This window comes from Ruegeria sp. CI1, assembly GCF_056536925.1.
This window is the reverse complement of the sequence record NZ_JBQFQP010000003.1, coordinates 71,474-94,990: the sequence shown is the minus strand read 5'-3', so window position 1 is coordinate 94,990 and position 23,517 is coordinate 71,474. Positions and strand designations below refer to the sequence as shown.

Annotated in this window: 21 protein-coding genes and 1 tRNA gene; 3 read left to right on the top strand and 19 right to left on the bottom strand. The window is 61.7% G+C overall.

Translation table 11 applies throughout. The features are described 5' to 3' along the window. From ACR0LZ_RS04225 to ACR0LZ_RS04215, 3 genes are all read right to left on the bottom strand, one after another. Positions 1-471: a plasmid mobilization protein gene (locus tag ACR0LZ_RS04225; protein ID WP_480748532.1), complete on the bottom strand. Its 471-nt coding sequence runs from the start codon at positions 469-471 to the stop codon at positions 1-3. Beyond that, positions 468-1,160, bottom strand: coding sequence for a hypothetical protein (locus ACR0LZ_RS04220; protein WP_480748531.1), 693 nt, complete (start codon positions 1,158-1,160; stop codon positions 468-470). The genes ACR0LZ_RS04225 and ACR0LZ_RS04220 overlap by 4 nt, the downstream gene beginning before the upstream one ends. 320 nt (positions 1,161-1,480) lie before the next feature. Next, a tRNA-Arg gene (locus ACR0LZ_RS04215) sits at positions 1,481-1,557 on the bottom strand. 113 nt (positions 1,558-1,670) lie between these two features. Here ACR0LZ_RS04215 and ACR0LZ_RS04210 point away from each other — a divergent pair. Both ACR0LZ_RS04210 and ACR0LZ_RS04205 read left to right on the top strand, forming a co-directional pair. Continuing rightward, positions 1,671-2,696, top strand: a complete 1,026-nt coding sequence (locus tag ACR0LZ_RS04210) for a LacI family DNA-binding transcriptional regulator (protein ID WP_480748530.1) — start codon at positions 1,671-1,673, stop codon at positions 2,694-2,696. Positions 2,697-2,700: 4 nt separating this feature from the next. Continuing rightward, the gene (locus ACR0LZ_RS04205) at positions 2,701-3,915 is read left to right on the top strand and encodes a winged helix-turn-helix domain-containing protein (protein ID WP_480748529.1); all 1,215 of its coding nucleotides are present in this window, start codon (positions 2,701-2,703) and stop codon (positions 3,913-3,915) included. A gap of 11 nt (positions 3,916-3,926) precedes the next feature. Here ACR0LZ_RS04205 and ACR0LZ_RS04200 read toward each other — a convergent pair whose 3' ends face one another. From ACR0LZ_RS04200 to hpaR, 16 genes are all read right to left on the bottom strand, one after another. Beyond that, positions 3,927-4,844, bottom strand: coding sequence for a helix-turn-helix transcriptional regulator (locus ACR0LZ_RS04200; RefSeq protein WP_480748528.1), 918 nt, complete (start codon positions 4,842-4,844; stop codon positions 3,927-3,929). A 109-nt stretch (positions 4,845-4,953) separates the two neighbouring features. Next, on the bottom strand, positions 4,954-6,135 hold the full coding sequence (boxA, locus tag ACR0LZ_RS04195) for a benzoyl-CoA 2,3-epoxidase subunit BoxA (RefSeq protein ID WP_480748527.1): 1,182 nt from the start codon (positions 6,133-6,135) through the stop codon (positions 4,954-4,956). Continuing rightward, positions 6,132-6,308, bottom strand: a complete 177-nt coding sequence (locus ACR0LZ_RS04190) for a hypothetical protein (RefSeq protein WP_480748526.1) — start codon at positions 6,306-6,308, stop codon at positions 6,132-6,134. The genes boxA and ACR0LZ_RS04190 overlap by 4 nt, the downstream gene beginning before the upstream one ends. 118 nt (positions 6,309-6,426) lie before the next feature. Continuing rightward, positions 6,427-7,878: a benzoyl-CoA 2,3-epoxidase subunit BoxB gene (gene boxB / locus ACR0LZ_RS04185; protein ID WP_480748525.1), complete on the bottom strand. Its 1,452-nt coding sequence runs from the start codon at positions 7,876-7,878 to the stop codon at positions 6,427-6,429. A gap of 29 nt (positions 7,879-7,907) precedes the next feature. Then, positions 7,908-9,569, bottom strand: coding sequence for a 2,3-epoxybenzoyl-CoA dihydrolase (boxC, locus tag ACR0LZ_RS04180; protein ID WP_480748524.1), 1,662 nt, complete (start codon positions 9,567-9,569; stop codon positions 7,908-7,910). A 151-nt stretch (positions 9,570-9,720) separates the two neighbouring features. Next, complete coding sequence (locus ACR0LZ_RS04175) at positions 9,721-10,167, bottom strand: DUF309 domain-containing protein (RefSeq protein WP_480748523.1); 447 nt, start codon at positions 10,165-10,167, stop codon at positions 9,721-9,723. A 2-nt stretch (positions 10,168-10,169) separates the two neighbouring features. Then, on the bottom strand, positions 10,170-10,988 hold the full coding sequence (locus tag ACR0LZ_RS04170; RefSeq protein WP_480748522.1) for an alpha/beta fold hydrolase: 819 nt from the start codon (positions 10,986-10,988) through the stop codon (positions 10,170-10,172). After that, positions 10,988-12,517, bottom strand: a complete 1,530-nt coding sequence (locus ACR0LZ_RS04165; RefSeq protein ID WP_480748521.1) for a benzoate-CoA ligase family protein — start codon at positions 12,515-12,517, stop codon at positions 10,988-10,990. The genes ACR0LZ_RS04170 and ACR0LZ_RS04165 overlap by 1 nt, the downstream gene beginning before the upstream one ends. A 149-nt stretch (positions 12,518-12,666) precedes the next feature. Then, complete coding sequence (locus ACR0LZ_RS04160) at positions 12,667-14,454, bottom strand: feruloyl-CoA synthase (protein ID WP_480748520.1); 1,788 nt, start codon at positions 14,452-14,454, stop codon at positions 12,667-12,669. Positions 14,455-14,522: 68 nt separating this feature from the next. Next, positions 14,523-16,022 carry a TRAP transporter large permease gene (locus tag ACR0LZ_RS04155; protein ID WP_480748519.1) on the bottom strand — a complete coding sequence of 500 codons (1,500 nt, stop codon included), beginning with the start codon at positions 16,020-16,022 and terminating at the stop codon, positions 14,523-14,525. Continuing rightward, entirely contained in the window at positions 16,019-16,603 is a 585-nt protein-coding gene (locus ACR0LZ_RS04150) for a TRAP transporter small permease (protein ID WP_480748518.1), read from the bottom strand. The genes ACR0LZ_RS04155 and ACR0LZ_RS04150 overlap by 4 nt, the downstream gene beginning before the upstream one ends. A gap of 72 nt (positions 16,604-16,675) precedes the next feature. Beyond that, the gene (locus tag ACR0LZ_RS04145; RefSeq protein ID WP_480748517.1) at positions 16,676-17,734 is read right to left on the bottom strand and encodes a TRAP transporter substrate-binding protein; all 1,059 of its coding nucleotides are present in this window, start codon (positions 17,732-17,734) and stop codon (positions 16,676-16,678) included. An 80-nt stretch (positions 17,735-17,814) separates the two neighbouring features. Continuing rightward, positions 17,815-19,005, bottom strand: coding sequence for a 3-hydroxybenzoate 6-monooxygenase (locus ACR0LZ_RS04140; RefSeq protein ID WP_480748516.1), 1,191 nt, complete (start codon positions 19,003-19,005; stop codon positions 17,815-17,817). 3 nt (positions 19,006-19,008) lie between these two features. Next, positions 19,009-19,707: a fumarylacetoacetate hydrolase family protein gene (locus ACR0LZ_RS04135; RefSeq protein ID WP_480748515.1), complete on the bottom strand. Its 699-nt coding sequence runs from the start codon at positions 19,705-19,707 to the stop codon at positions 19,009-19,011. Then, on the bottom strand, positions 19,704-20,738 hold the full coding sequence (locus ACR0LZ_RS04130) for a cupin domain-containing protein (RefSeq protein ID WP_480748514.1): 1,035 nt from the start codon (positions 20,736-20,738) through the stop codon (positions 19,704-19,706). The genes ACR0LZ_RS04135 and ACR0LZ_RS04130 overlap by 4 nt, the downstream gene beginning before the upstream one ends. Before the next feature lie 727 nt (positions 20,739-21,465). After that, positions 21,466-21,900 (bottom strand): homoprotocatechuate degradation operon regulator HpaR, encoded by a 435-nt coding sequence (hpaR, locus tag ACR0LZ_RS04125; protein ID WP_480748513.1) that lies wholly within the window; start codon positions 21,898-21,900, stop codon positions 21,466-21,468. Between the two features lie 166 nt (positions 21,901-22,066). Between hpaR and ACR0LZ_RS04120 the strand changes: the two genes are divergently transcribed. Then, a complete protein-coding gene (locus ACR0LZ_RS04120; RefSeq protein ID WP_480748512.1) occupies positions 22,067-23,506 on the top strand; it encodes a pyridoxal phosphate-dependent decarboxylase family protein in 1,440 nt (479 codons plus the stop codon). Positions 23,507-23,517: the final 11 nt, after the last annotated feature.

The window sequence follows — 23,517 nt, the reverse complement described above, 5'->3', positions numbered from 1 at the left end:
TCATTCGCCACCGCCCGTGTGTGCCGCCACGATCTGCGCCAATTGCCGCTCGATGGCCACAAGCTGCGTCGTGACCTTGAGCGCATCGATCTGGCTCGCGCAGCCGGATTTGACCGCGCCGTTGATCCAGCGGGAGAGCTGATTGAGGTTGCCGCCGACGCGGGCAATCGCAAAGGTCAGCTTCGGGTCAACTCGGGGGACGGGCTTGCGCCGACGTGCCTCGGTCAGCCCCAATGCCTCGCGCATCAGCGTGGCATTGGGCAGGCCAGCGGCGCGCGCCTTGGCCACAAGCGCGGCCTTTTCCGACGGGGTGCATCGAAAGATCACGCTCTCGGAAAGGCCCTCTTTGACGCCGCTTGCGTGCGTTTGGTTGGGGTTTGAAGGGGAGGCTGGCCGCCCCTCACAAGTCCCGCCGATGTAATCGGTGGGTAACCTTGCTCTCTGCTCTTTGTGGAGATCGATCGCACTCATGCGCTAAGCCCCGCCGCTTCGATTTCAGCTGAGCTGACTAGGTTCGCGGCTAGCAAAGCGGTCACTTGGCCGGGTGTTATGTGGCGGCAAAGGGGATGCTTGTCCGTGACCCAATCGGCCAAACCTTTCAGCAATTCAGCCTCTTTGGCTTTGCCCGCTTCTCGCGCCTCCTCAACCTCCTGAAGGTATTTCAACCAACGGCCAGAGGAGAACCAATTGTCGGAGAAGCACACCTTGGAGCGGGTGAAGCCTTCGCTCTCGGTCGCATAGGTCCGCACGGCGTCCTCGAGGTCTTTGGCGTCCACTCCGTCGGCCAGCGCTTGGCGGATTTGCGAGTTACAAACCGCTTTGCCGCGAACGCGATCCTCGGGGTAGGCGGACAAAATCTTTTCTGAAATCTCATCCTCCACCGCTACCTTCGCGTGCGAAGGATTTGGTTTTTGATATGGTTTATATCTGTTCTTATAGGATTTGCCCTCAGGGGCAGATGGCTTGCCCTCAGGGGCAAATGCATCATTTTCCCTTTCGGTCAGATCGATTTGCCCATTTGGGCAAATGGAGTTGCCCAAGGCATACCAACAGGTCCGATCATAACGATCATCGCTGAAATTGCCCTTGATGATCAGCTCTGCGCTGACCAGCTTTTCGAGCGCTGTTCGGATCTGCTTTTCGCTCAGATAGGGGAACAACTCACTAAAGGCCGAGATCGAATTGTAAGTCCAATACCGCCCGTCTCGAAGGTTGCGGCGATTGGCTTGGTTCTTCTCGATCCAGAAGGTGATGTTCTGGAAAATCACCGCCGCGTTCAGGCCAACACGTCCCGCGATTTCGGGATCAAAGCTATGGCGGCTCATGATTGGCCCCCGAAATACGCACAAACGTGCGAATTTTGTACAGGTCTTGTACGAGAAATCGGCCGTTTCAGTCGATTACGGCCCGAAAGCTGACGGGACTTTTTGCAGTCTTCCGCACAACGTCCTGTAAATAAGCCATATTTTTCAGGTGGTTTTGGCGACCCCGGCAGGATTCGAACCTGCAACCTGCCCCTTAGGAGGGGGCTGCTCTATCCAGTTGAGCCACGGGGCCACGCCGCCCCTCTGTAACCGCCTTTGTTCAGCTTGTCATGGCCTTTGAGGACAGTTGTACAAATCTATTCGTTCGCGCTACCATCGGGCAAAACAAACAGCGCAGGTATCCAGGTGACTACAGAAACAAAACGCCCGCTCACCCTTCGTGATGTCTCGGAAGCCTCCGGCGTGTCCGAAATGACCGTCAGCCGGGTGTTGCGGAATCGGGGGGATGTATCGGATGCCACGCGCACGCGTGTCCTGGCCGCAGCGAAAGAACTTGGGTATGTCCCGAACAAGATTGCCGGCGCGCTGGCCTCGAACCGGGTGAATCTGGTGGCGGTGATCATCCCGTCGCTGTCCAACATGGTCTTTCCCGAGGTTCTGACCGGCATCAACCAGGTACTGGAAGATACCGAATTGCAACCGGTGGTGGGCGTCACCGATTATCTGCCCGAAAAGGAAGAGAAGGTGCTGTACGAGATGCTCTCGTGGCGGCCCTCGGGTGTGATCATCGCCGGGCTGGAGCATACGGAAGCCGCCCGCGCCATGCTTGATTCCGCCGGGATTCCGGTGGTCGAAATCATGGATGTTGACGGTAAGCCGGTGGATGCGATGGTCGGCATTTCGCACCGCCGCGCCGGGCGCGAGATGGCGCAGGCGATCCTGAAAGCGGGCTATGAACATATCGGCTTCATGGGCACCAAGATGCCGCTGGATCACCGGGCCAGAAAGCGTTTCGAAGGGTTTACCGAGGTCTTGGGCAAGAACGGGGTCGAGATAGAGGATCGCGAGTTCTATTCCGGCGGTTCGGCACTGGCCAAGGGGCGTGAGATGACGCAAACCATGCTGGAGCGATCACCAGAGCTTGATTTTCTTTATTATTCCAACGACATGATCGGCGCGGGTGGGTTGCTGTACCTGCTGGATCAGGGCATCGACGTGCCCGGTCAGATCGGGCTGGCGGGCTTCAACAATGTCGAGCTGTTGCAGGGCCTGCCGCGCAGGCTGGCGACTATGGATGCCTGTCGGCTGGAAATCGGGCGCAAGGCGGCCGAGATCATCGCGGCGCGGTTGGAAAACCCGGACACCGACATTGAAACGCGCGTCACGCTGACCCCCAAGATCAGCTATGGGGACACGTTGAAGCGGCGCTGAGTTCGTGGCGCTGCAACGGCTGGATAATCGCGCTGCCCGGGCACTGTTTCTGGACCGGCATGCATTGCTGGAACAGCCAAGCGGCCCGACCAAGGGAGCGTCGTTGCTGGAATTGATCCAGCGCTTGGGCTTTGTCCAACTGGACAGCATCAACACGGTGGCGCGGGCACATGACATGATCCTGTTCGCGCGCCGGCCGGCGTACCGAACGGACAACCTCAAGCGGCTCTATGAGCGTGACCGGGCTTTGTTCGAGCACTGGACGCATGATGCCGCTGTCATCCCGATGACCTTCTATCCACACTGGCACTTGCGGTTCGAGCGCGATGCCGAGCTGCTTCGGGCGCGTTGGAAGAACTGGCGCCGCGACGGGTTTGAACAGAGGTTCCAGTCGGTTCTGAATCACATCCGCGAGCATGGCCCGGTCGGATCTTCCGACGTGGGCACGGATGAAAAGAAGGGCTCGGGCGGATGGTGGGACTGGCACCCGTCAAAGACTGCACTGGAATACCTGTGGCGCTCTGGCGCTTTGACGGTTGTGGGGCGTGAAGGGTTTCAAAAGCGTTATGACCTGACGGAACGGGTGATCGAGACGCATCTTTGCCCCGGTCGTACCCCGTGCGATGCCGAGGGCACGGTGAACTGGCTGTGCAATGCGGCGCTTGACCGGTTGGGGTTCGCCACATCGGGCGAAATCTCGGCGTTTTGGGACACGGTCACCTCAAGCGAGGCCAAGGCGTGGTGTGAGGCAGCGCTTGCACGCGGCGAGATTGAATCTGTTGAGATCGAAGGCGCGGACGGGCGTCCGCGCAAGGTTTTTGCCCGACCCGATGTCGTGGAGCGGGCGGCCCGGCTGGCGGTCGCTCCGGGGCGGATGCGGGTGCTCAGCCCGTTCGACCCGGCCCTGCGCGACCGCAAACGGGCAGAGCGGTTGTTCGGCTTTCACTATCGGATCGAAGTGTTCGTGCCGGAACCCAAGCGGGTTTATGGCTATTATGTCTTTCCGCTGCTCGAAGGTGATCGCCTGGTCGGGCGGATCGACATGAAAGCGCATCGGGACTGTGGCGAATTGCGCGTTCGCGCCCTGTGGCCCGAGCGACGCGCCCGGTGGTCAGCGGCCCGCACCCGGAGGTTGGAGGCGGAACTGGACCGCGTTCGCAAACTGGCCGGTGTCGAGCGAGTGGTTTTTGCGGACGGGTGGCTACGGGAGCCACTGTAAACACCGACGGCTCAGGTCAGAAATCCGCGCTCTTTCACCAGCTCCCTTAGCTGTGTCAGCGACACATCGAGCGATTGTCCCGACGTGTCCAGACGTGCGAGCGCCTTGCCATAAAGGGCCTCGCGGCTGGTGAGGATCGACTTGAGTTGCTCCATCGCTTCGGGATTGCCCGCCATCGGCCGTTCGTCGCCCTGGGCGCGGACGCGTTCCATGTGTTCGACGGGTGAGGCGCGGAGCCAGATGGTGTGGAAATGGTTGAGCAGGGTGTTGTACGTTTCCGGTTCGGCAACGATGCCACCGGCGACGGCCAGAATCATGGCGTCGTGGGTGGCGATGACGCGGTCCACGGCCTGCGCTTCGAGCTTGCGGTAACCCTCTTGCCCGTAAAGCGCCATGACTTCGCCAACTGGCATGCCCGCCTGCTCTTCGATCCGTTCATTCAACTCGACAAATGGCAGGTTCAGCGCCTCGCCGAGCATGGCGCCGAGGGTCGATTTTCCGGCGCCGCGGAGGCCGACGAGGCATATTCTGTTGGCTCTGAGCAGTTCGGCGGGAACCGGGGTCAGGGTATTGAGGACCTGCTGCTGCACGTCAGCGTTGGCAGCGCGAAACAGGTCGGCCACGCGCAGGGCGTCCGAATTCCACGGGTCGTCCTCGCCCACCAGCCATTCGATCCGGTGATCGAGTGCACTAGCGACGCGTTGCAGAAGGCCGATCGATATATTGCCTTCGCCGGCTTCCAATTGCGCAAGATATCGTGGTGACACACCCGAAATTTCGGACAGGACACGGCGCGGTATTCCACGGGTTTCGCGTGCCTTGCGGACCCGTTCGCCGACGCGCGCAATCAGCGCATCAACCGACGTTTCGACCAGATCAACGCCGCTTTGCGATGTGGTTTCGCCCCTGAAGTTGGTGATCTCGGTCATGCCGCCTGCGTGGTCTTTTGTGTGAAATAATGCACAAATTACGATGCCACGGCGTCATGGGCAATCAAAAAGGCCGAAATGTACCGGTTTCCAGACCCCTGTTGTACGATTAGTACGTCTCGACGTGGTATCGTCCTTCGTCACGCATCCGGTCACGCAGATCGGCCCATTCCAGTCCCAGACCGCGCGCGATATCCTTGAGCGCCTCTTCGACCCCCTGCTCCATCGCCTTGAGGCCGCAGATGTAGATGTGACCGTTCGGGTTCTTCAGCAATTCGCCAACTTTATCGGCCTCGTCCCGCAGCTTGTCCTGCACATAATGTTTCGGCTCTCCCTCTTGCCGGGAAAAGGCAAAGTGTTTGGACATGAAGCTTTCCGGCACCTTCTTGAGTGGACCGAAATAGGGCAGCTCCTGCGGGCGGCGGGCGCCGAAGACCAGCATCAGAGAGTCCTCGAGCGACGGATATTCGCGCTGGCGGCGCATGGTGAAGGCGCGGAACGGGGCCGAGCCGGTGCCGGTGCAGATCATCAACAGATGCGCGTTCGGGTCAGACGGCAGCAGAAAGGTCGAGCCGAACGGGCCGGTCACGTTGACCGTATCGCCGGGCTTGAGATCGCAGACATAGTTCGAGCACAGGCCCTGTTCCTCGCGCTTGACGGTGAGCGACAGGTTGTTGAAGTTCGGCCGCTCGCCATCGCGGGGGCTGGACACGGAATAGAGGCGCGGCAGATGAGCGTTACCGTTGTCATCCGTGCCCGGCGGGATGATCCCGATGCTTTGCCCTTCGAGCACCGGAAAGGGCAGCGAGCCGAAATCGAGGATGATGTGGCGGACGTCGTTGTCGCTGTCTTCGGCCGTCAGGCGGAAGTTGCCGGTGACCCTGGCCTGCGCGGGCTTGCCAAGGCCGTACATGTTGATCGTGGGTTTTGAGGCCGACTGCGGCGCCTTGGCCTTGCCCCCTGCGCCTTTGTGCGCCTCGGCCAGCAGGGCGGCGATCGAGTCGTCCAGCGCTTCAAGCCCTTCGTCGCCCGTCATCTCTTCCTGCTCGGGCAGGTCCATCCAGCCGTATTGGTCCTGCAGCGAATAGGGCTGGGCCACCACGCGCCAGTTGTCGATGGAGCCGGTGGGGCAAACGGGAATGCAATCCATGCAGAATTTGCATTTGTCGGCATCCACCACCACGTTCATGTCGTCATGTTCGATGGCCTGTTCGGGGCAGGTCATCTCGCATGTGTAGCAACGGATACAGATTTCGGGGTCGATCAGGTGCTGCTTGAGCGGCTGGTTCATGAACTCTCGCGTCTCTTGGTCAGGATGACGTCGGGCAGAACCAGCGTGTCGATCAGGGCTGCGCACAGCCCGACACAATCGGAACAGCCGACACAGGGGCCTTGCAGCGCGGATACCTGACCAGCGAGAGCCTTGAGATTGGGTGTCTCAGCCTTGGTGCGGTCGATCTGCATTGCGGGTCTCCCCTTCTGAACAAGCCAGGTCCCAAAAAACGGAAAAATGGTGAGTCCGTCAATCCGGTTTTCGTCACATTTTGTTACCGTTAGCGGCACCTGGCCCGGGTTTCTTGTGTTACGCCATGTGCAGTTTCACATATTCGAAGTCGCCGGGGCGATTGTCGATGCCCACCTTGGGCGGCGCAATCCAGCGGGCGTATTGGCCCGGCTCGTAACAGGGTTTCATCAGCGACTGGATGAAATCGCCGTCGGCATGAGTAGGCAGCCAGTCGGGCAGGCCCTTGTCATATTCTGCGCCGCTGACGACCTTGCCGGAGGGATCGAACAGCTTGTCGGCAAAGACGCCGATCTTGCGGTTGAACGCCTCGTGCGGGAGCTTGAGTTCGAAGTCGATGCCGGACTTTTCGATGATCTTGTTCCAGCGCCCGACGCCGCCCGCGGCATCCTTGGTATAATCGTCGCGCAGGCGCATGTTGATCGCGGTCAGCGCGGGCACTTGTTTCTGGACCGCCTTGCCGTCCTCAAGATCCCAGACGGTATAGGTGTCGGCCTGAAGCTGGTGGTCGTCGGTCAGGCGGTTTTCCATGTAACGCCCCTTGATGCCCGCGTTGAAGGCATTGGCGGCATTGGTCGACACCTCTTGCCCGAACAGGTCGAGCGACAGGGTGTAATGCAGGTTCAGCTTTTTCTGAATTGTCGGCAGGTCGATCACACCCAGCGCGCGGATCTTGCCCACGTCATAGGGATCGTCGATGCCGTTTTCCTTCATCACCTCGCAGGTTTTCTGGATGATCCGGCCAACGCCGGTTTCACCCACGAACATGTGGTGCGCCTCTTCGGTCAGCATGAAGCGGCAGGTGCGGCTGAGCGGGTCGAAACCGGATTGCGCCAGCGATTCAAGCTGCATCTTGCCGTCCCGGTCGGTGAAATAGGTGAACATGAAGAAGCTGAGCCAATCGGGCGTTTCCTCGTTGAACGCGCCCAGCATGCGGGGGGCTTCTTCGGAACCCGACTGGCGGCGCAGCAGGTCGTCGGCCTCTTCCCGGCCATCGCGGCCGAAATACTTGTGCAGCAGATAGACCATCGCCCAGAGGTGGCGGCCCTCTTCGACGTTGACCTGAAACAGGTTGCGCATGTCGTAAAGCGAGGGCGCGGTCAGCGCCAGCAGGCGCTGTTGTTCGACCGAGGCCGGTTCGGTGTCGCCCTGGATCACGATCAGGCGCTTGAGCAGGTTGCGGTATTCGCCCGGCACCTCTTGCCAGGCGGGTTGGCCCGCGTGCTCGCCGCAGGGGATCATCCGTTCCTCGACCTGCGGCGCCAGGAGCACGCCCCAGCGGTATTCGGGCATCTTGACGTAGTCGAACTTGGCCCAGCCCTTGGGATCGACGCTGACGGCGGTGCGCAGGTAGACCAGCGATTCCTGAAAGTCCCGCGGGATCAGCTTGTTCCACCAGTCGATATAGCCGGGGTGCCACTTTTCCAGCGCCTTGAGCACCTTCTTGTCCTGGCTCAGGCCCACGTTGTTGGGGATCTGGGTGTCGTAACTTACGTTGATCAGGTCAAGCATGTCTTTCCTCCGCCAAGGGCCCGGGCCCCTTATACACGTTCCATGTTGTATTCGCCGCGCAGGCCGGTGCCGTAACGCTGCAATGCGCCTTCGGGACCGACCGCGTTGGGGCGCTGGAAGATCCAGTTCTGCCATGCGGTAAGGCGGCCGAAGATGCGGGTTTCCATCGTTTCGGGACCGGCAAAGCGCAGGTTCGCCTCCATCCCGGTCATCGCGTCGGGCGAGAAGCTGGCGCGTTCTTCCATGAAGATGCGAACCTCGTCCTCCCAGTCGATATCGTCGTAGGCATAGGTGACAAGGCCCTGTTCCTCGGCCTCCTGCGCCTCGAACGGTTCGCCGATGTGGTCCTTCAGCTTGTCCACGGCGTCGGGATCGCCCCAGAAGCGGGTGGCGAGGCGCGACAGGTTGTTGCCCATCGGATAGGTGCCGAAGTTGCTGGCGCCGAGCGTGACCGCGGCCAGGGGGCGGTTGTCGCCTTCGAACTCGTCCAGCATCATGTAGGAACGGTCGACGGCCCAGAGCAATTCGGCCAGCACCCCGGCGAAACAGGAACCGTGTTCGACGATGGCAACAAGGCTGCGCGAGGTCATGTCGACGCGTTTCAGCACGCGTTTCCAGTATTTCAGGATCTCGTTGGCCAGCCAGTGACCGGCGTTGTCCAGAAGCAGCTGTTCATGGGCCAGTACGCGGGCCGGGTCGCCCTGGGTCTGGAACACGACGAGACCGAGTTCGCGCTCGTTCAGGCGCAGGTGCAGGATGGCGTCGTCCAGCTCGCGGGCGAGGCGCAGCATCCAGGTGTCCGCGCCCTGGGCCTGGACCGCGCCCATGTCGGCAGGCGCGTCCTCTTGCGGGCCGTTGATGGTGATGGTTGCGCGGCCCGCGGCGCGATCGATTGTGACCTCGACGGTGGAATAGGTGACCGAACCGTCGTCGCCGAAAGTGCGGTTGAGCGGCGTGAGTGCGATGCCCTTGTCCGCCGGCGCTTTGGTCGAGACGGCGGCAAACTCGCGGGCGCGGTCCTGCACCACCTCGTCGAATTTCGAGTTGGGGGCGATCTCGTCGACCAGTTTCCAGTCGACGGCGCGCTGGCCGCGCACGCCCTCTTCGACCGAGCAGAAGACATCGGCCAGATCCCGGCGCACCTTGCGCTTGTCGGTCACGCGGGTCAGGCCGCCTGTGCCGGGCAGAACCGCCAGCAGCGGCACCTCGGGCAATGCCACGGACGAGGTGCTGTCATTGGTCAGCATGATGTAGTTGCAGGCCAGCGCCAGCTCATATCCGCCCCCGGCGCAGGAGCCCTTGACGGCGGCGATGTATTTCTGGCCCGAGTCCTCTTCCGCCGCCTCGAAAGTGTTGCGGGTTTCGTTGGTGAATTTACAGAAGTTGACCTTGTGCGCGTGGCTGGCACCGCCCAGCATCCGGATATTGGCCCCGGCGCAGAACACGCGGTCCTTGCCGGACTGCATCACCACGACCTTGACTTCGGGATGCTCGAACCGCATCCGCTGCACCACATCGGCCAGTTCGATATCGACGCCAAGGTCATAGGAATTCAGCTTGAGCTCGTAACCCGGAAACAGCCCGCCCTGCTCATCCACATCCATGAAGAGGTTGGCGATCTCGCCATCATACTCGACCCGCCAGTGGCGGTATTTCGAGGGGTCGGTCTGAAAGTCGATGCGTTGGGTCATTTCAGGCTCCTCAAAGGGACATTTCGGTGCAGTTTATTGCGCAGCTCGGGGTTCAGCAAGTAGCAATAGGCAAAATAATGCATATTTTCACGCCATATTTTTCAAAGTATTAGAATCATTAGGCAAAAATGCGTCTTTTTCAGTCATAAATTTATGCATTATTTTGCACATCCCGAAAATCCGGCCGAATCCGGTCCAATCTCTGGTCCAGTTCACTGGAATCAATGCCGAGAATAACGCCACGGTCCCTGCAACTTTTCAGGTGCTCGCGCGCCAGCTTGACAAGGCGGGCGGCAGCTTGCGGGCGCTGCATCCGGTGTTTCAGGCAGGCGTTTGCAAACTGGATGCAGGCCTGAACGAAATGCCGTTCGACCGAGTTGGGCGGCAGGCTCAGCCAAACCGGCTCCCACACTTCATGGGCTTCCCAGAAACATCCCTGCTCCAACAGCTCCCACCCGGCGCGCCATGCTTCCGACGCAGCGATGTCATTGACGGTCATATCCGGGGTGACGGTGTCGCGGATTGCCGCGAAGGCGTCCGAGGCAGGCCGCGCGGTCAGACCCGGGATGTAAGGCGCCATGTCGCGGGTGACGGTCATGATCAGGCCGTGATGATTTCTGCGGCTTCGATACGCAGAAGGCGGGTGCAGTATTCTGCCACCGCCTCCATCGTCTGTTCGGACGCTTCGCTGTGCGGCGCATGACGGCAATCGAGGATCACCGTGTCGACGGGGCAATATGTTCGGGCCTCGATCTCGTCGATCTGCGCCAGAGTGCCGTATTGGTCGTCCCGGCCCTGAATGGCCAGGATGGGCACGCGGATATAGTCGATGACCTCTGCCACGTTCCAGCCTGTAAAATCGGGATCGAGCCAGACATCGCACCAGCCGCGAAACGCCCCTTCGGGATCGCGATGGTATCTGGCCATCCGGTCGCCCAGGTCGGTTGTTTGAAACGCCTCGCGCGCGCGGGCAATCTCGGCCAGACCCATCGGTTCGGTAAAGAAATGCGGCGCTTCGAGGATCAGGCCGCGCACGCGGAAATCCTCGACGCTGCCGGCATAGATCGCGGCGATGGTGCCGCCGTCGGAATGACCAAACAGGATACAGTGCTGAATGCCCGCCTGATCGAGGATGTGCGGCAGGACATTCACCGCCTCGTCCGTCATGAAATGGATCGGGCGCGGCAGGCTGATCGGATCGGACTGACCGTATCCCTGCCGGGAATAGACCAGCACACCAAGGCCGGTACGATCTGCCAGAGCCTGCGGGAAATCCCGCCACAGCGCGACGCATCCCAACCCTTCGTGCAGCAGGAGGATGGTTGGTGTCTGATCCGGTGGCGGGCCGTAACAGGCATATTCAAGCGCAACACCATTGACGGTCAGCGGCTGCGAAGGCGTTTGCGCCCAGTCGAACATCACCCGTCCTCCCGCAGTTTGAAGCGCTGAATTTTGCCGGTGGCGGTCTTGGGCAGGTCATCAACGAAATCGATCCAGCGGGGGTATTTCCACTTGCCGACCTTGTCCTTGACGAAGGTGCGCAACTCGTCGGCCAGCCCGTTCGAACCATCCTGTTTCAGCACGATATAAGCCTTGGGTTTTTCCAGCCCGTCAGAATCGCGGGCCGCAACAACCGCGGCTTCCAGCACGGCGGGGTGCGAGATCAGGGCCTGTTCGACCTCGAAGGGCGAAACCCAGATGCCCGAAACCTTGAACATGTCATCGGTGCGCCCGCAATACACATATCGCCCTTCGGAGGTCAGTTCGTATTTGTCGCCGGTGCGGGTCCATTCGCCTTCGAACGTGGCGCGGCTTTTGTCGCGCTTGTTCCAGTAGCCATCGGCGGCGGACGCGCCGCGCACCAGCAGTTCGCCCAGACCGCCGACGCCGACATCGGCGCCGTCCTCGTCGACCAGCCGCACTTCGTAACCCGGAACGGGGCGGCCCGAGGTGCCGTATTCGACATCGCCGGGCGCGTTCGACAGGAAGATGTGCAGCATTTCGGTGGAACCGACGCCATCAAGGATATCGACGCCCCAGAGCCGTTTCCAGCCGCGCCCGATCTCTTCTGGAAGCGCCTCGCCCGCCGAGATGCAGCGGCGCAGTTGCACATCCGGGGCGCCCTGTTTTTCCAAAAGCGCCACGGTCGCGGCGTAAAGGGTCGGGACACCGCAAAAGATGGTGGGCTTTTCGGTGGCGATGATCCCGACCACCCCTTCGGGGGTCGGGCGACCGTTGAACAGGATGGTTTCGGCGCCCACCGACATCGGAAAGGTCATTCCGTTGCCAAGGCCATAGGCAAAGAACAGTTTGGCGGCGGAAAAAATAACGTCATCCGGTTCGATCTGCAGCACCTGCGCACCATAGGTGTCGGCGGTGGCCCTGAGGCTGCCGTGCACATGGCGCACCCCCTTGGGCTGGCCGGTGGAGCCGGAGGAGTAGAGCCAGAATGCGGTGTCGTCGTCCGAGGCCTCGACAGTTTCGGCGGGCGACGCGCCCTGCATGAAGGTATCGAAGCTTTGCGTGCCGTCCGGGGCGGTGCCGATCACCACGATATGGGTCAGGTGGGGCGAAGCCTGGGCGGCGGGCTGCACCACGGGCCACAGCTCCTGCGACACGAACAGGCAGGTGGCGCGGCTGTCGTTGAGGATCACGTCATAAACCGGGGCAGCCAGCAGGGTATTGAGCGGAACAGGAACAACGCCGGCTTTGAGGCAGCCCCAGAAGATCGGCGGAAATTCGATCTGATCCAGCACCAGCATGGCGGCGCGGGCCTCGCGCGGGATGCCGGCGCGGGACAGGGCGCCAGCCACGCGGGCCGAGGCATCGGCCAACTCTCCATAGGTCATGGTGCGCTTTTGCCCGGCGGCCTCGCGAAAGGCAGGGCGGGATCCGTTGCCCTCGCTGACATGCCGGTCCACAAAGTACTGCGCGGCGTTTCCGCTCATGGTCGCTCCTCCCAGTGATGTCCCCGGGGAATGCACGCGGGCAGCCCTGACGACCGGCCCACGCGCACCCTCTCCCCTCGGGTGGCAATAATGCACTTTAAACTCATTTATGCAAGATAGTGCCTATCTGAATTTTCCCTTCATGCATTTTATTGCACATAAATTGTCGCCGGATCGGCGGTGTCGTACAGCCGCTTGACCAACGCGGCGCGGCGGGCGAGCAGTTTGGCGAAGTTCAGGTTGCCCTTGGCCGTGACCTCGCCATCCGCCATCGAGGGCGGTTCGGACAGGATCAGGGCGCGGGTGATGCGGGCGGAGGAGCCTTTGTCGCCGTTGGCCTTGCCGAGCCGTGCCGAGATGTCCGCGGCCTTGTCTCCGGGCAGGAAGGTGCCCTCGTGCGCCTTCAGACCCTTGGACAGCACTGGTGTCGGAAGGATCATCAGGCCGACCTCTTCGCGATCCGGTCCGGTCACGATGACATCGGCGGCCAGCGGCGCAAGCGCGGCAAGCAGTTCGAGGCGCAGCGCGGCGGCGCGCACCCAGATGCCCGAGGCGAGTTTGAAATCCTCGGAGATACGGGCAGCGAAGCGCAGGCCACGATTCATGTAGGCCGCATCCACCAGCGTCATGGCGTCGCCACTGCAAAAGAAGCCGTCTGTGTCGAACGCCTCGGCGGTCTTGACGGGGTCGTTGTGATAGCCGGGGAAGATGTTGGGGCCTTTGACGCGCACCTCGTACCGCCCGTCCTGTTCGGGGACGAGCTTGACCGTGACGCCCGGCAGCGGCACCCCGACGATGCCCGGCAGGTTGGCCGGAACATGCTGGAAGATGCAGGCGGGCGCCGTTTCGGTCATGCCCCAGCAGGTGGTGATCAGGGGCGGTTCCTTTCGCACCTCGAGCGCCATGTCGGTCAGATCCTGCCAGACATCCGGTGCCAGCGACGCGCCCGCATAGAACAGCATGTCGAGATCGGCGAAGAAGTTGCGTTTCAGCGCCTCATCCTGCCGCATCTCGTTGCGGAGCTGGGCAAAGCCCACTGGCACGTTATAGGCGATGGTACCGTTCATCAGGCGGTTGTTCTCGAAAGTCTTGCCGATCAGCGCCGGAGCGGGCTTGCCGCCGTCGATATAAAGCGCACCGCCGAAAGCCAGCATCTGGTTGAAGTTGTTCGAGCCGCCAAAGACATGGTTCCAGGGCAGCCAGTCCACCAGGCGCGGTGGGCGTTCTGAGAGGAACGGCAGGGCCTGCGTGTATTGCGCCTGATTGGCGCACATCATGCCCTGGGTCGTCAGAACGCCCTTGGGGTTCGACGTGGACCCGGATGTCATCAGGATCTTGGCCACCGTATCCGGGCCGACCCGCGCGGCGGCGGCGTCGATATCGGCGCTGGCGGCTGCAAGGTCGGAGAGCAGGGACATCCCCTGCCCTGCGTTGCGTGAAACTGCAATCTGGCGTCCGCCCATGCCCTCCATGCCAAGGGCTGCGGCGAAGGTTTCGCCATCCTCGGCATAGATCATCGACGGGCGGATCAGGTCGAGGATGTGGTGCAGTTGTTTGAGCGCGCCGGGAATCAGGGAATATTGCTCGGCCACCGGCACCGTGGGAATCCCGACATATTGCGCGGCAAGGCTGAGCAGACCGTGGTCGACGCTGTTGCCCGAGAGGATGAGGATGGGCGTATCCGACCCCATACCGCGCGACAGCAGACCGGCGGCAAGGGCGCGCACCCGGTCCAGCGCCTCGGCATAGCGCAGTTCGCGCCAGCCCGGTCCGCTGCGTTCGGCCAGAAACACCGCCTCGGGACAGGCGGCGGCCCAGCGGTGCAGCCAGTCGGTCGTCTTGTGGGCGGGTTCGGGCAGCTTGTGGGCCGAGCGCAGGAGGATCGCGCCATCGCCCCTGTCCTCGCGGATAACGTCATGTGCAACATACTGTGCCATCGCCCTCTCCCACACCGCCGCGTTCCGGCTGGGCCGGTGCGCGACAGGTCAGACCGGGTTGAACGTTCTCAGCCCGGCAATAGAAACAGCGTGATCACCGGGAAGGCGACAAGGATGATTACCCGGATGATGTCGGAGGCCACGAAGAACAGAACCGCCTTGTAGGTGTCGATCATGCGCGTTGTCTGATCCATGGCGTTGATGATGAACAGGTTCATGCCCACCGGCGGTGTGATCAGGCCGACCTCGACCACGATCAGCACGAGGATGCCGAACCAGATAGCGACCTGTTCCGCCTCAAGCCGGTTGGCCATGCCACGGGTGACGCGAATGCCCAGCTCTTTCATCTGTTCGCGTGTCAGTTCGGTGCCGGTGGCGATGGCATCCTGAATCGAGGCAAGCATCTCGATACCCATGCCGTCGGGCACGCCGACATTCAGCACTTCCATCGCGGCCTGGGCCTGCATCGCCGCCAGCGAGACGAAATTGAAATCCATCGCCGAGATCACCGGGAAAAAGATCGGGATCGTCAGCAGGATCATCGACAGGCTGTCCATGAGGCAACCGAAGACGAGGTAGAAACACAGGATCAGCGCCAGGACGACCCAGGGCGAAAAACCCTGACTGACCACGTAATTCGACAGTTCCTGCGGTACCTGCGTGAGGGCGAGGAAACCGTTGTAGAAGCCCGCACCCAACACGATGAAAAAGATCATCGCGGTCGAGCGGGCCGTCACCAGAAAACTGTCCGCCAGAGTCGCAAGCGTCAGGCCGCCGTTGAAAAAGGCGATGACGCCGGTGCCGAATGCGCCGACTGCCGCGCCCTCGGTCGGGGTGAACCAGCCCAGATAGATGCCACCCACCACAAGCCCAAAGACCAGCAGGACCGGCCAGACCTGGATCAGCGCCGCGAAGCGTTCGGCATAGGGAACCGGCGGGCGGGTGCCCGCGCTTTCGGGATAGAGGCGGACGTAGACCGAGATGGCGATGACATAGCCCACAGCCGCAAGAATACCTGGGATGAAAGCCGCAAGGAACAGCTTGGCGATGTTCTGTTCGGTCAGGATCGCATAGATCACCAGCACCACGGAGGGTGGGATCAGAATGCCCAGCGTACCGCCGGCGGCCAAAGTCGCGGTGGAAAACCCGCCGGCGTAACCGTATTGCTTGAGTTCCGGCAGAGCGACGCGGCCCATGGTGGCGGCCGTTGCCAGCGACGAGCCGCAGATCGCGCCGAACCCGGCGCAGGCCCCGATCGCGGCCATGGCAACGCCGCCCTTTTTGTGACCCAGCCAGCCTTCGGCCGCCTTGAACAACGCGTTGGACATGCCGCCCAGCGTTGCAAAATGCCCCATCAGCAGGAACATGGGCACGATGGTCAGCGAATAGCTGGAAAAGGTCGTGTAGGTCTCGTTCTTGAGCCGGGCAAAGGCCACCTGTGTGCCGTCGGTCACGAGAACCAGGCCGACAAACCCCACAAGAAACATCGCCAGCCCGATGGGCACGCGCAGAAAGATCAGCACCATCAGGGCGGGGAAGGAGGCAATTCCGATTTCCAGAGCAGTCAATGCAGTGCCTCCACCCCATCCTGGATCAGGATGCGGCCGGTAAAGAATTCATAGGTACGAACGCCAGCCATGTAGACGCCAACCGCCGCCGCCGCCAGCGCCGCAGCGAAACTGAGCGCATAGGCCCACCAGATCGGGAACTGCAGCAGGAAGGTTGTTTCGTGATACTCTTTTTTGCTGATCATGCCGTCGAACAGTTTCCACGCGATCAGGATCAGAACAGCGGCAAAAATGATCTCGGTCACCATGCGCAGGAAGCGGTTGAAGCCGTTGGAGAAGACGTTGGTGAGAATATCGACCGAAGCATGTCCCGAGGTGATCTGGCACAGGGGCAGAAAGCAGAAAATGGCAAAGGCGACGCCTGCCTCGACCAGTTCGAAATCGCCGTTGACCGGGCCGACGCCCATGCCGATGGCCCAGTCGGACAATCCGGGCGCGAGGCTTTGCATCATGTCGCCGTGGAAAAACCCGTTCAGCAAGCGGCCCAGAATGGACACGCAGGTCAGCAGGATCAGGAGGCTCAGGACGATCCCGCCGATGATGGCCAGCGTTCTGGCCAACCCCTTCATCAGTCTATGCATTGGACCTCGATCTTTTGCGGGGGCCATTGGATCGCGGCGCCGGGGCGCCGCGACCGGTTGCGATGGGCCGGATCAGTTGGAATAGTCCGGCGTGTATTTGTCGATCAGCATCTGCGCTTCGTCGAGCAGGGCCTGACCGTCCTTGCCTTTGGAGGCCATGTCGGCGATCCATTCGTCATAGATCGGCTGCGCCAGGGCGCGCCATTCCTCGACACCGGCCTGGTCGATGGTGATGATGTTGTTGCCCAGGTCCTCAGCGACAAGTCGAGCGGGGCCATCGGCATCAGCCTGCGTGCCACCGGCGAAGACCGAGAATTCGAGACCCGAATTGTCGTCGATCACCTTTTTCAGATCATCCGGCAGGCTGTCATATTTGGCCTTGTTCATCGCCAGAACGAAGGTCAGCGTATACAATGCGCGGCCCTCGAATTCGGTGTGGTTCTCGACCAGTTCCGGCACCTTCAGGGCAGTGGTGACTTCCCATGGGATGGTGGTGCCGTCGATCACGCCTTTGCTGAGCCCCTCGGGCACGGCGGGCACCGGCATGCCGACCGGGGTCGCGCCGAGCTTGGTCAAAAGCGAGTTGACCGAGCGCGAGCCGCCGCGGATCTTCATGCCTTGCAGGTCTTCGGGGCTTTCCACCGGTTCGGAGGTGTGGATCATGCCCGGACCATGCACCCAGGTGGCGAGGATGTGGACATCCTTGAATTCGTCATCCTTCATGTGTTTTTCGAACATTTCCCAATAGGCGCGCGACACGGCGCGTGCATTGGTCATCATGAAGGGCAGTTCGAATACTTCGGTCGAGGGGAAACGGCCCGGCGTATAGCCGACCACGGTCCACACCACATCCGCCACACCGTCGATCGCCTGATCCATCAGTTCCGGCGGCTTGCCGCCCAGCTGCATCGAGGGATAGCGTTCCACCTTGATGCGGCCACCCGAATCCTCTTCGACACTGTCGGCCCAGACATCCAGAACCAGTTTCGGCACGTTGGCCTGCGCCGGCAAGAACTGGTGCAGTTTCAGCGTCACTTCCTGGGCCAGCGCGGTAGAGGCGCTGAAGCCCGTGGCCAGCGCCGCAACGGCCGCGCCGCCGATGACGCCCAAAAGCGTTCTCCGATAGGTCATGTTATCCTCCCTTTGACCCCTCTTTTTAGCAATATAATGCCCATATCTTTGCATAATGCAATATATTGCTCACTCTCTGTTCAGGCGAACACCGCGCCCTCGAGGCCGGTACTGCCGTACAGCCATTCGACCGCATCGTACCACTGGTCGGGGGATCTGGCGCTCATGATCGTGTTTCGCAGCGCCGCGTGTGCCCCGGCGGGGTGATAAATGTGTTCTCCGATTTCCCGAGACTGCAACTGAACGCGGGCTGTACGCAAGCGTCGTCTGTCCTGATAGGTGTTTAATATCCCCTCCACTTCGCCCCCCGCCACGAAAAGCGCGGACAGGCAAACGGCATCCTCCATCGCCATACAGGCGCCCTGGGCGAAGTATTGCAGCATCGGATGCGCGGCGTCGCCGAGCAGGGCAACGCGCCCGTCGGTCCATTCCATGACCGGGTCGCGGTCGCACAGCACCCACAGTTTCCAGTCCCGTCCCTTGTCGATCACCTGTTGCGCCCTGGGGCTGACATGTTCGAATCCCCGGCGCACCTCGTCATGGGCGACCGGTTTGCCCGCGACCGGTTCCGGCGCGTCGTTGTGATAGGTCACAACGAGGTTGAAGCTTTTCCAGCCCGACAGCGGATAGTGCACGATATGGCACTTGGGACCGGCCCACAGCGTCGCGGCGTTCCACCGCAGATCCTCGGGCATGTCCTCGACCGGGATCACCGACCGATAGGTGGTGTGCCCGGACACGCGCGGCGGCCCGTCGTCGCGCATCTGCGCGCGCACTTTTGACCACAGACCATCGGCGCCGATCAGCGCCTTGCCTGCGGCGCGGGTTCCGTCATGAAGGATCGCGGTAACCGAAGTATCGTCCTGTTCGTATCCCTGAACCGCGCTGTTGGTGCGCAATTCGACCAGCGGGTGATCCTGACAGGCCCTGAGGAACACGCCGTGCAATTCACCACGATGCACGACCGCATAAGGGTTGCCCATGCGCGTGCGAAAGGCGTCATCCAGCGGGATGCGGGTGATCTCGTCGCCGGTCAGGGCATCCATCAGCCGCAGGTTGTCGATATAGACCGCCATCGCCCGCGCCGCGTCACCGACGCCCAGATAGTCAAAGGCGTGGAAGGCGTTCGGACCCAGCTGGATTCCCGCCCCGATTTCGCCGAACTGACCGGCTTTTTCCAGCACCAGAACCCGCTGCCCCCGCTGGGCGAGGCCAATGGCGGCCGCCAGCCCCCCGATCCCGCCGCCCGCGATGACGATCCGGTCTGACATGGGTCATTCGGCCTCGGTCAGGTTCAATTCGATCGGGTCGAGCCCGTCAATGCTGCCGGTGATCAGGTCGCCGGCGATCACCGGCCCCACGCCCGCCGGCGTGCCGGTCATGATCAGGTCGCCGGGGCGCAGATGATAAAAGCCGGACAGATGGCTGACGATTTCGTCGATCTTCCAGATCAGCTCGGACAGCGTGGCATCCTGACGGGATTCGCCATTCACCTGAAGATGGATGCGTTTGCCGTCATCCGGCGACCAGTCGCCCGCCTTGGTCAGCGGCGCAAAAACGGCGGCGTTTTCCACATCCTTGCCCAGATCCCAGGGGCGCTGTTTGTTGCGTTCGCGGATTTGCAGGTCGCGCCGGGTCATGTCGAGCGCGCAGCCATAGGCATAGACGGCCGCCCAGGCCTCGTCCCGGCTGGCGCGGAACACCGGCCTGCCAATGGCAAATGCAAGTTCCATTTCATAGTGATAGTTCTCGGTCCCCGGCGGATAGGGCACCGACGCGCCTGTCAGGATGGCGTTGGGGGCGGATTTGGTGAAGTAGAACGGCGCTTCGCGATCCACTTCGTTGCCCATCTCGGCCGCGTGCGCGGCATAGTTGCGGCCCACGCAGAAAATCCGCCCGATAGGGTAGGTCGCGGATTCGCCCCTGACCGGGATGCCCGGAACAGGGGGAAGGGTGAACAGGCTGTCGCTCATCTCGGGCGCTCCTCGTAATAGCCAAGCTTGTCCTGCAGGGGACGGTCGTGAATGCGGATCAGGAAGGCCTCGGTCCCGGCCTTGTGGGCAATGTCGGCAAAGACCGGGGCGGTAAACGTGTCTTTCGGCCCCCAGAGGATGGTCTTGCCGTTGATGGTGGTTTCGCCCTCGCCGCCGATGACATGAAAGGCGCAGGAGGCGGAGCGGAAAGGCGGCGCGTGGCGTTCGCCCTTTTTCAGCATCATCGCGGTGAAACCCAGAGTTGGCAGCACGTCGTTGCCGGTTTCAGGGTTGATGTAGTCGAGTTCGGTGACGCCTTCGCCATAGATTGCCATCTGGCGCAAGGCCGCTTCGGTTTCGGACCAGGGATAGCGCATCATCGGGTAACGGCGGGCGGTCTGGCGCGGGCGCCGGGATGGTGCAAGACCCGCAGCGCGGTATTCGACCTGACTGGCATCGGGGCGGTTGCGCTGTGCCTGCAACTCTCCCTCGATGGCGTATGAGCCCTCGAGATAGACGAAAAGCGGCAAGTCCAAAGCGTCGAGCCAGACGACGGGGCCGTCGCCGTCGTGACCGTGGTCGTGCCATTCCCCGCCCGGGGTCAGCACGAGATCACCCGCGTCCATCGGCAGCCGTTCGCCATCGACCACGGTATAACCACCAGTGCCTTCGACCACGATCCTGACGGCAGAGGGGGTGTGGCGGTGCGCTGGCGCCTGTTCTCCGGGCAACAGCAGCTGCAGGCCCAGATAGATGGTCGAGGTCGCCTGCATCGCGCCGACGCCGCGGCCGGGATCGGACAGGACCAGCACCCGGCGCTCGGCCTTTTCGACCGGCGTCAGCTCTCCGGCGCGCAGCAGAAGGGGGCGAACCGTGTCGTAGTTCCAATAGCCCGGGCGGGTGACCGGCTGCGGTTCGCCATGCGGCAGGACGTTGCGCATCATCGGCCACAAGGGGGCGACGCCCGCGCGTTCCATGTCGTCTCGGTAATCCTGCGGCAGGTCTTCCAGCGTTCCCAGTTTCTGTGACAAGACACCCTCCCCCCATGCGCAGTGCACCGGGTTGTATCTTATGGGGCATTTGGTTTGACGCAAGGTTGAGCCGTCAGGAAGGGCCGAGTCGCCGGTTGAATGGAATCACCGGGCTGCACGCGCCAGTTTCTGCCGACAACCGATGGTTGCAGTGGCGCGAATTCGCGCAGATTCGGTTTCGTCCGATTTCCTGTCCGCCGATTGGACGGATTCGGAGTATTGGTGGGACACGTCCCGCTTTGGAGGAAACACCCGGAACAAACGCAAACGTGATCAATGATTTTTCGCGCTGCAGCCTTGGCGGCAAGGATGCGCGCGCTAATTTCAACCTAAAGGTGGAGCCTTGCGGCTTTGTTTCCTGCCATGATGCGCGGTAGGGCAGGAACTGCGCCAGGTCCACCAAGAATTGGGGTAGCAAAACCCAGTCAGACCTTTTTCGGGACATGAAGGAACACGGCCACTCACGCAAGTGACGGCGCAGGAATGCTACAGGGCACACCCACCAGAGAACCCGCACCCAAGCTTCTCTGTGAAATGGGCGGTCTCATTTCAGGCCACGCATGCCTTGTTGCTAAAGGCCGGATGTCCGGTTTCGACCAGGACCTCCCGGCCTGTGGTCAGGTCAAGTAACCTGTATCATCCTGGCCACCCCGCCGGGGATAGCCCCCCTTATTCCCGGCGGGACAATTCGGGGCTGCTGGAGATCGTTCGCGGACGTGTTCCCCGGTCACTCGTCTATGTCATGCAGTTCGTTGAGCAGATCCAGCAGGGTTTCGTAACGCTCGGGTCCCATCTGCGCACGAATGCGCTCGGCGGCGCGGATGCTGGTGCTGAGGTTCCGGCTGATGATCTGGCGACCGCCGTCGCGAATGCTGATGACCTGTTTTCGGCGGTCATGGGCGTCGGGGCGGCGTTCGATCAGTTCCTTTTCCTCGAGCTTTTGCAGAATGCGTGTGAGGCTGGGCAGCAGCAGGCAGGCCCGGTCGGCGATGCGTGTGGGGTCTTGCGGGCCCTCTTCCTGAAGCACCCGCAGCACGCGCCATTGCTGTTCCGTGATACCGACATCGGCCAGCATCGCCCGGATCGGCCCCATCACCCGTTCACGCGCGCGCAGCAGCGCGATGGGAAGGGATCTTGAGGTCAGTGGCAGGTCTTGGCTCATGAAAGAATCTTTGCTCAATTCCTGTTGGTTAGCAACCAGTGAGTGATTGCCGGGGCTGGTCAAATCACCACACTTGATTGACTTGTTAAGTATTTTTTGTGACTGTGGCAACCAGATTGGCACTAAGGTGCGGACGAATACCGGACCCGGCAGAGCGGAGTGGGCGATGAAGTGGCACGAATTCGGCGCATGGGGCCGCAAGGTGGCGGACTGGGCGCAGACCTATCATCTGAGTGTCGCGGATCGCCCGGTGCGCGCCCGGACGGAGCCGGGCGCGGTGTTGGACGCCCTGCCCGCGTCACCGCCGGAAAGCCCAGAACGGATCGAAACGATCTTTGAAGACTTCGAAGAGATCGTGATGCCGGGCATCACCCATTGGCAGCACCCCCGGTTCTTTGCCTATTTCAACGCAAATGCCTCGGCCCCGTCGGTTCTGGCCGAGTTCCTGACCAGCGCCATCGCGCCGCAGTGCATGTTGTGGCAGACCTCACCCGCCGCAACCGAGATGGAAACGCGGATGATGGACTGGCTGCGGCAGGCGCTGGATCTGCCCGAGGGATTTGCCGGTGTCATTCAGGATTCCGCCTCCTCCGCGACGCTGGCGGCGGTGCTGACCATGCGTGAAAAGGCGCTTGCCTGGCAGGGCAACCGGCACGGGCTGTTCGGGCAGACGCCGCTGCGCGTCTATTGTTCGTCCGAGGTTCATACTTCGATCGACCGGGCGATCTGGGTTGCGGGGATCGGACAGGACAACCTGGTCCGCATTCCGATCAAGGGCGACTGGCGCGGGATGGATCCCGAGGCATTGGAGGCGTCGATACGGGCTGATCTTGCAGCCGGGCTGCACCCGGCAGGCGTGATCCTGTGCGTGGGCGGCACCGGCACCGGGGCGACGGACCCGGTGGACCGATGCCTGGAGATCGCAACGAAATACGGGCTTTATTCGCATGTCGATGCCGCCTGGGCGGGTTCGGCAATGATTTGTCCCGACTATCGCCACTATTGGACCGGCGTCGAAAAGGCCGACAGCATTGTGTTCAACCCGCACAAATGGCTGGGAGTGCAATTCGATTGTTGCGCGCATTTCCTGAAAAACCCCGACGATCTGGTGCAGACGCTGGCGATCAGCCCGGAATACCTCAAGACGCATGGACGGGACGGGATCATCAACTATTCCGAATGGTCGGTGCCATTGGGTCGCCGGTTCCGGGCACTGAAGCTGTGGTTCGTGATCCGCGCCTATGGGCTGGAGGGGCTGCGCCAGCGGCTGCGAAACCATATCGAATGGTCGCGCAAGCTGCATGACCAGCTGGCGGCGGAACCGGATTTCGAAATCGTGACACCGCCGATGTGGTCATTGTGGACCTTCCGCTTTGCGCCGGATGGTGCGGACGATCTGGACGATCTGAACCTGCGGCTGGTAAATGCGATCAACGATGATGGCCGCATCTATCTGACACAGACCCGAGTCGATGGCGATCTGGTGATCCGGTTTCAGGCGGGACAGTTCGAAACCACCGAGGACGACGTGAGGATGGCCTTTGAGGTGATCACCGAAATCGCGCGATCGCTGTCCCCTGATGGACTTGCGCCCGGAAAGGCGTAGCTTGTCCGCAA

Coding starts and splice junctions, on each gene's coding strand:
- ACR0LZ_RS04225 (WP_480748532.1), bottom strand. CDS start 471: ATGAGTGCGATCGATCTCCACAAAGAGCAGAGAGCAAGGTTACCCACC.
- ACR0LZ_RS04200 (WP_480748528.1), bottom strand. CDS start 4,844: ATGACCGAGATCACCAACTTCAGGGGCGAAACCACATCGCAAAGCGGC.
- boxA (WP_480748527.1), bottom strand. CDS start 6,135: ATGAACCAGCCGCTCAAGCAGCACCTGATCGACCCCGAAATCTGTATC.
- ACR0LZ_RS04190 (WP_480748526.1), bottom strand. CDS start 6,308: ATGCAGATCGACCGCACCAAGGCTGAGACACCCAATCTCAAGGCTCTC.
- boxB (WP_480748525.1), bottom strand. CDS start 7,878: ATGCTTGACCTGATCAACGTAAGTTACGACACCCAGATCCCCAACAAC.
- boxC (WP_480748524.1), bottom strand. CDS start 9,569: ATGACCCAACGCATCGACTTTCAGACCGACCCCTCGAAATACCGCCAC.
- ACR0LZ_RS04175 (WP_480748523.1), bottom strand. CDS start 10,167: ATGACCGTCACCCGCGACATGGCGCCTTACATCCCGGGTCTGACCGCG.
- ACR0LZ_RS04170 (WP_480748522.1), bottom strand. CDS start 10,988: ATGTTCGACTGGGCGCAAACGCCTTCGCAGCCGCTGACCGTCAATGGT.
- ACR0LZ_RS04165 (WP_480748521.1), bottom strand. CDS start 12,517: ATGAGCGGAAACGCCGCGCAGTACTTTGTGGACCGGCATGTCAGCGAG.
- ACR0LZ_RS04160 (WP_480748520.1), bottom strand. CDS start 14,454: ATGGCACAGTATGTTGCACATGACGTTATCCGCGAGGACAGGGGCGAT.
- ACR0LZ_RS04150 (WP_480748518.1), bottom strand. CDS start 16,603: ATGCATAGACTGATGAAGGGGTTGGCCAGAACGCTGGCCATCATCGGC.
- ACR0LZ_RS04145 (WP_480748517.1), bottom strand. CDS start 17,734: ATGACCTATCGGAGAACGCTTTTGGGCGTCATCGGCGGCGCGGCCGTT.
- ACR0LZ_RS04140 (WP_480748516.1), bottom strand. CDS start 19,005: ATGTCAGACCGGATCGTCATCGCGGGCGGCGGGATCGGGGGGCTGGCG.
- ACR0LZ_RS04135 (WP_480748515.1), bottom strand. CDS start 19,707: ATGAGCGACAGCCTGTTCACCCTTCCCCCTGTTCCGGGCATCCCGGTC.
- hpaR (WP_480748513.1), bottom strand. CDS start 21,900: ATGAGCCAAGACCTGCCACTGACCTCAAGATCCCTTCCCATCGCGCTG.
- ACR0LZ_RS04120 (WP_480748512.1), top strand. CDS start 22,067: ATGAAGTGGCACGAATTCGGCGCATGGGGCCGCAAGGTGGCGGACTGG.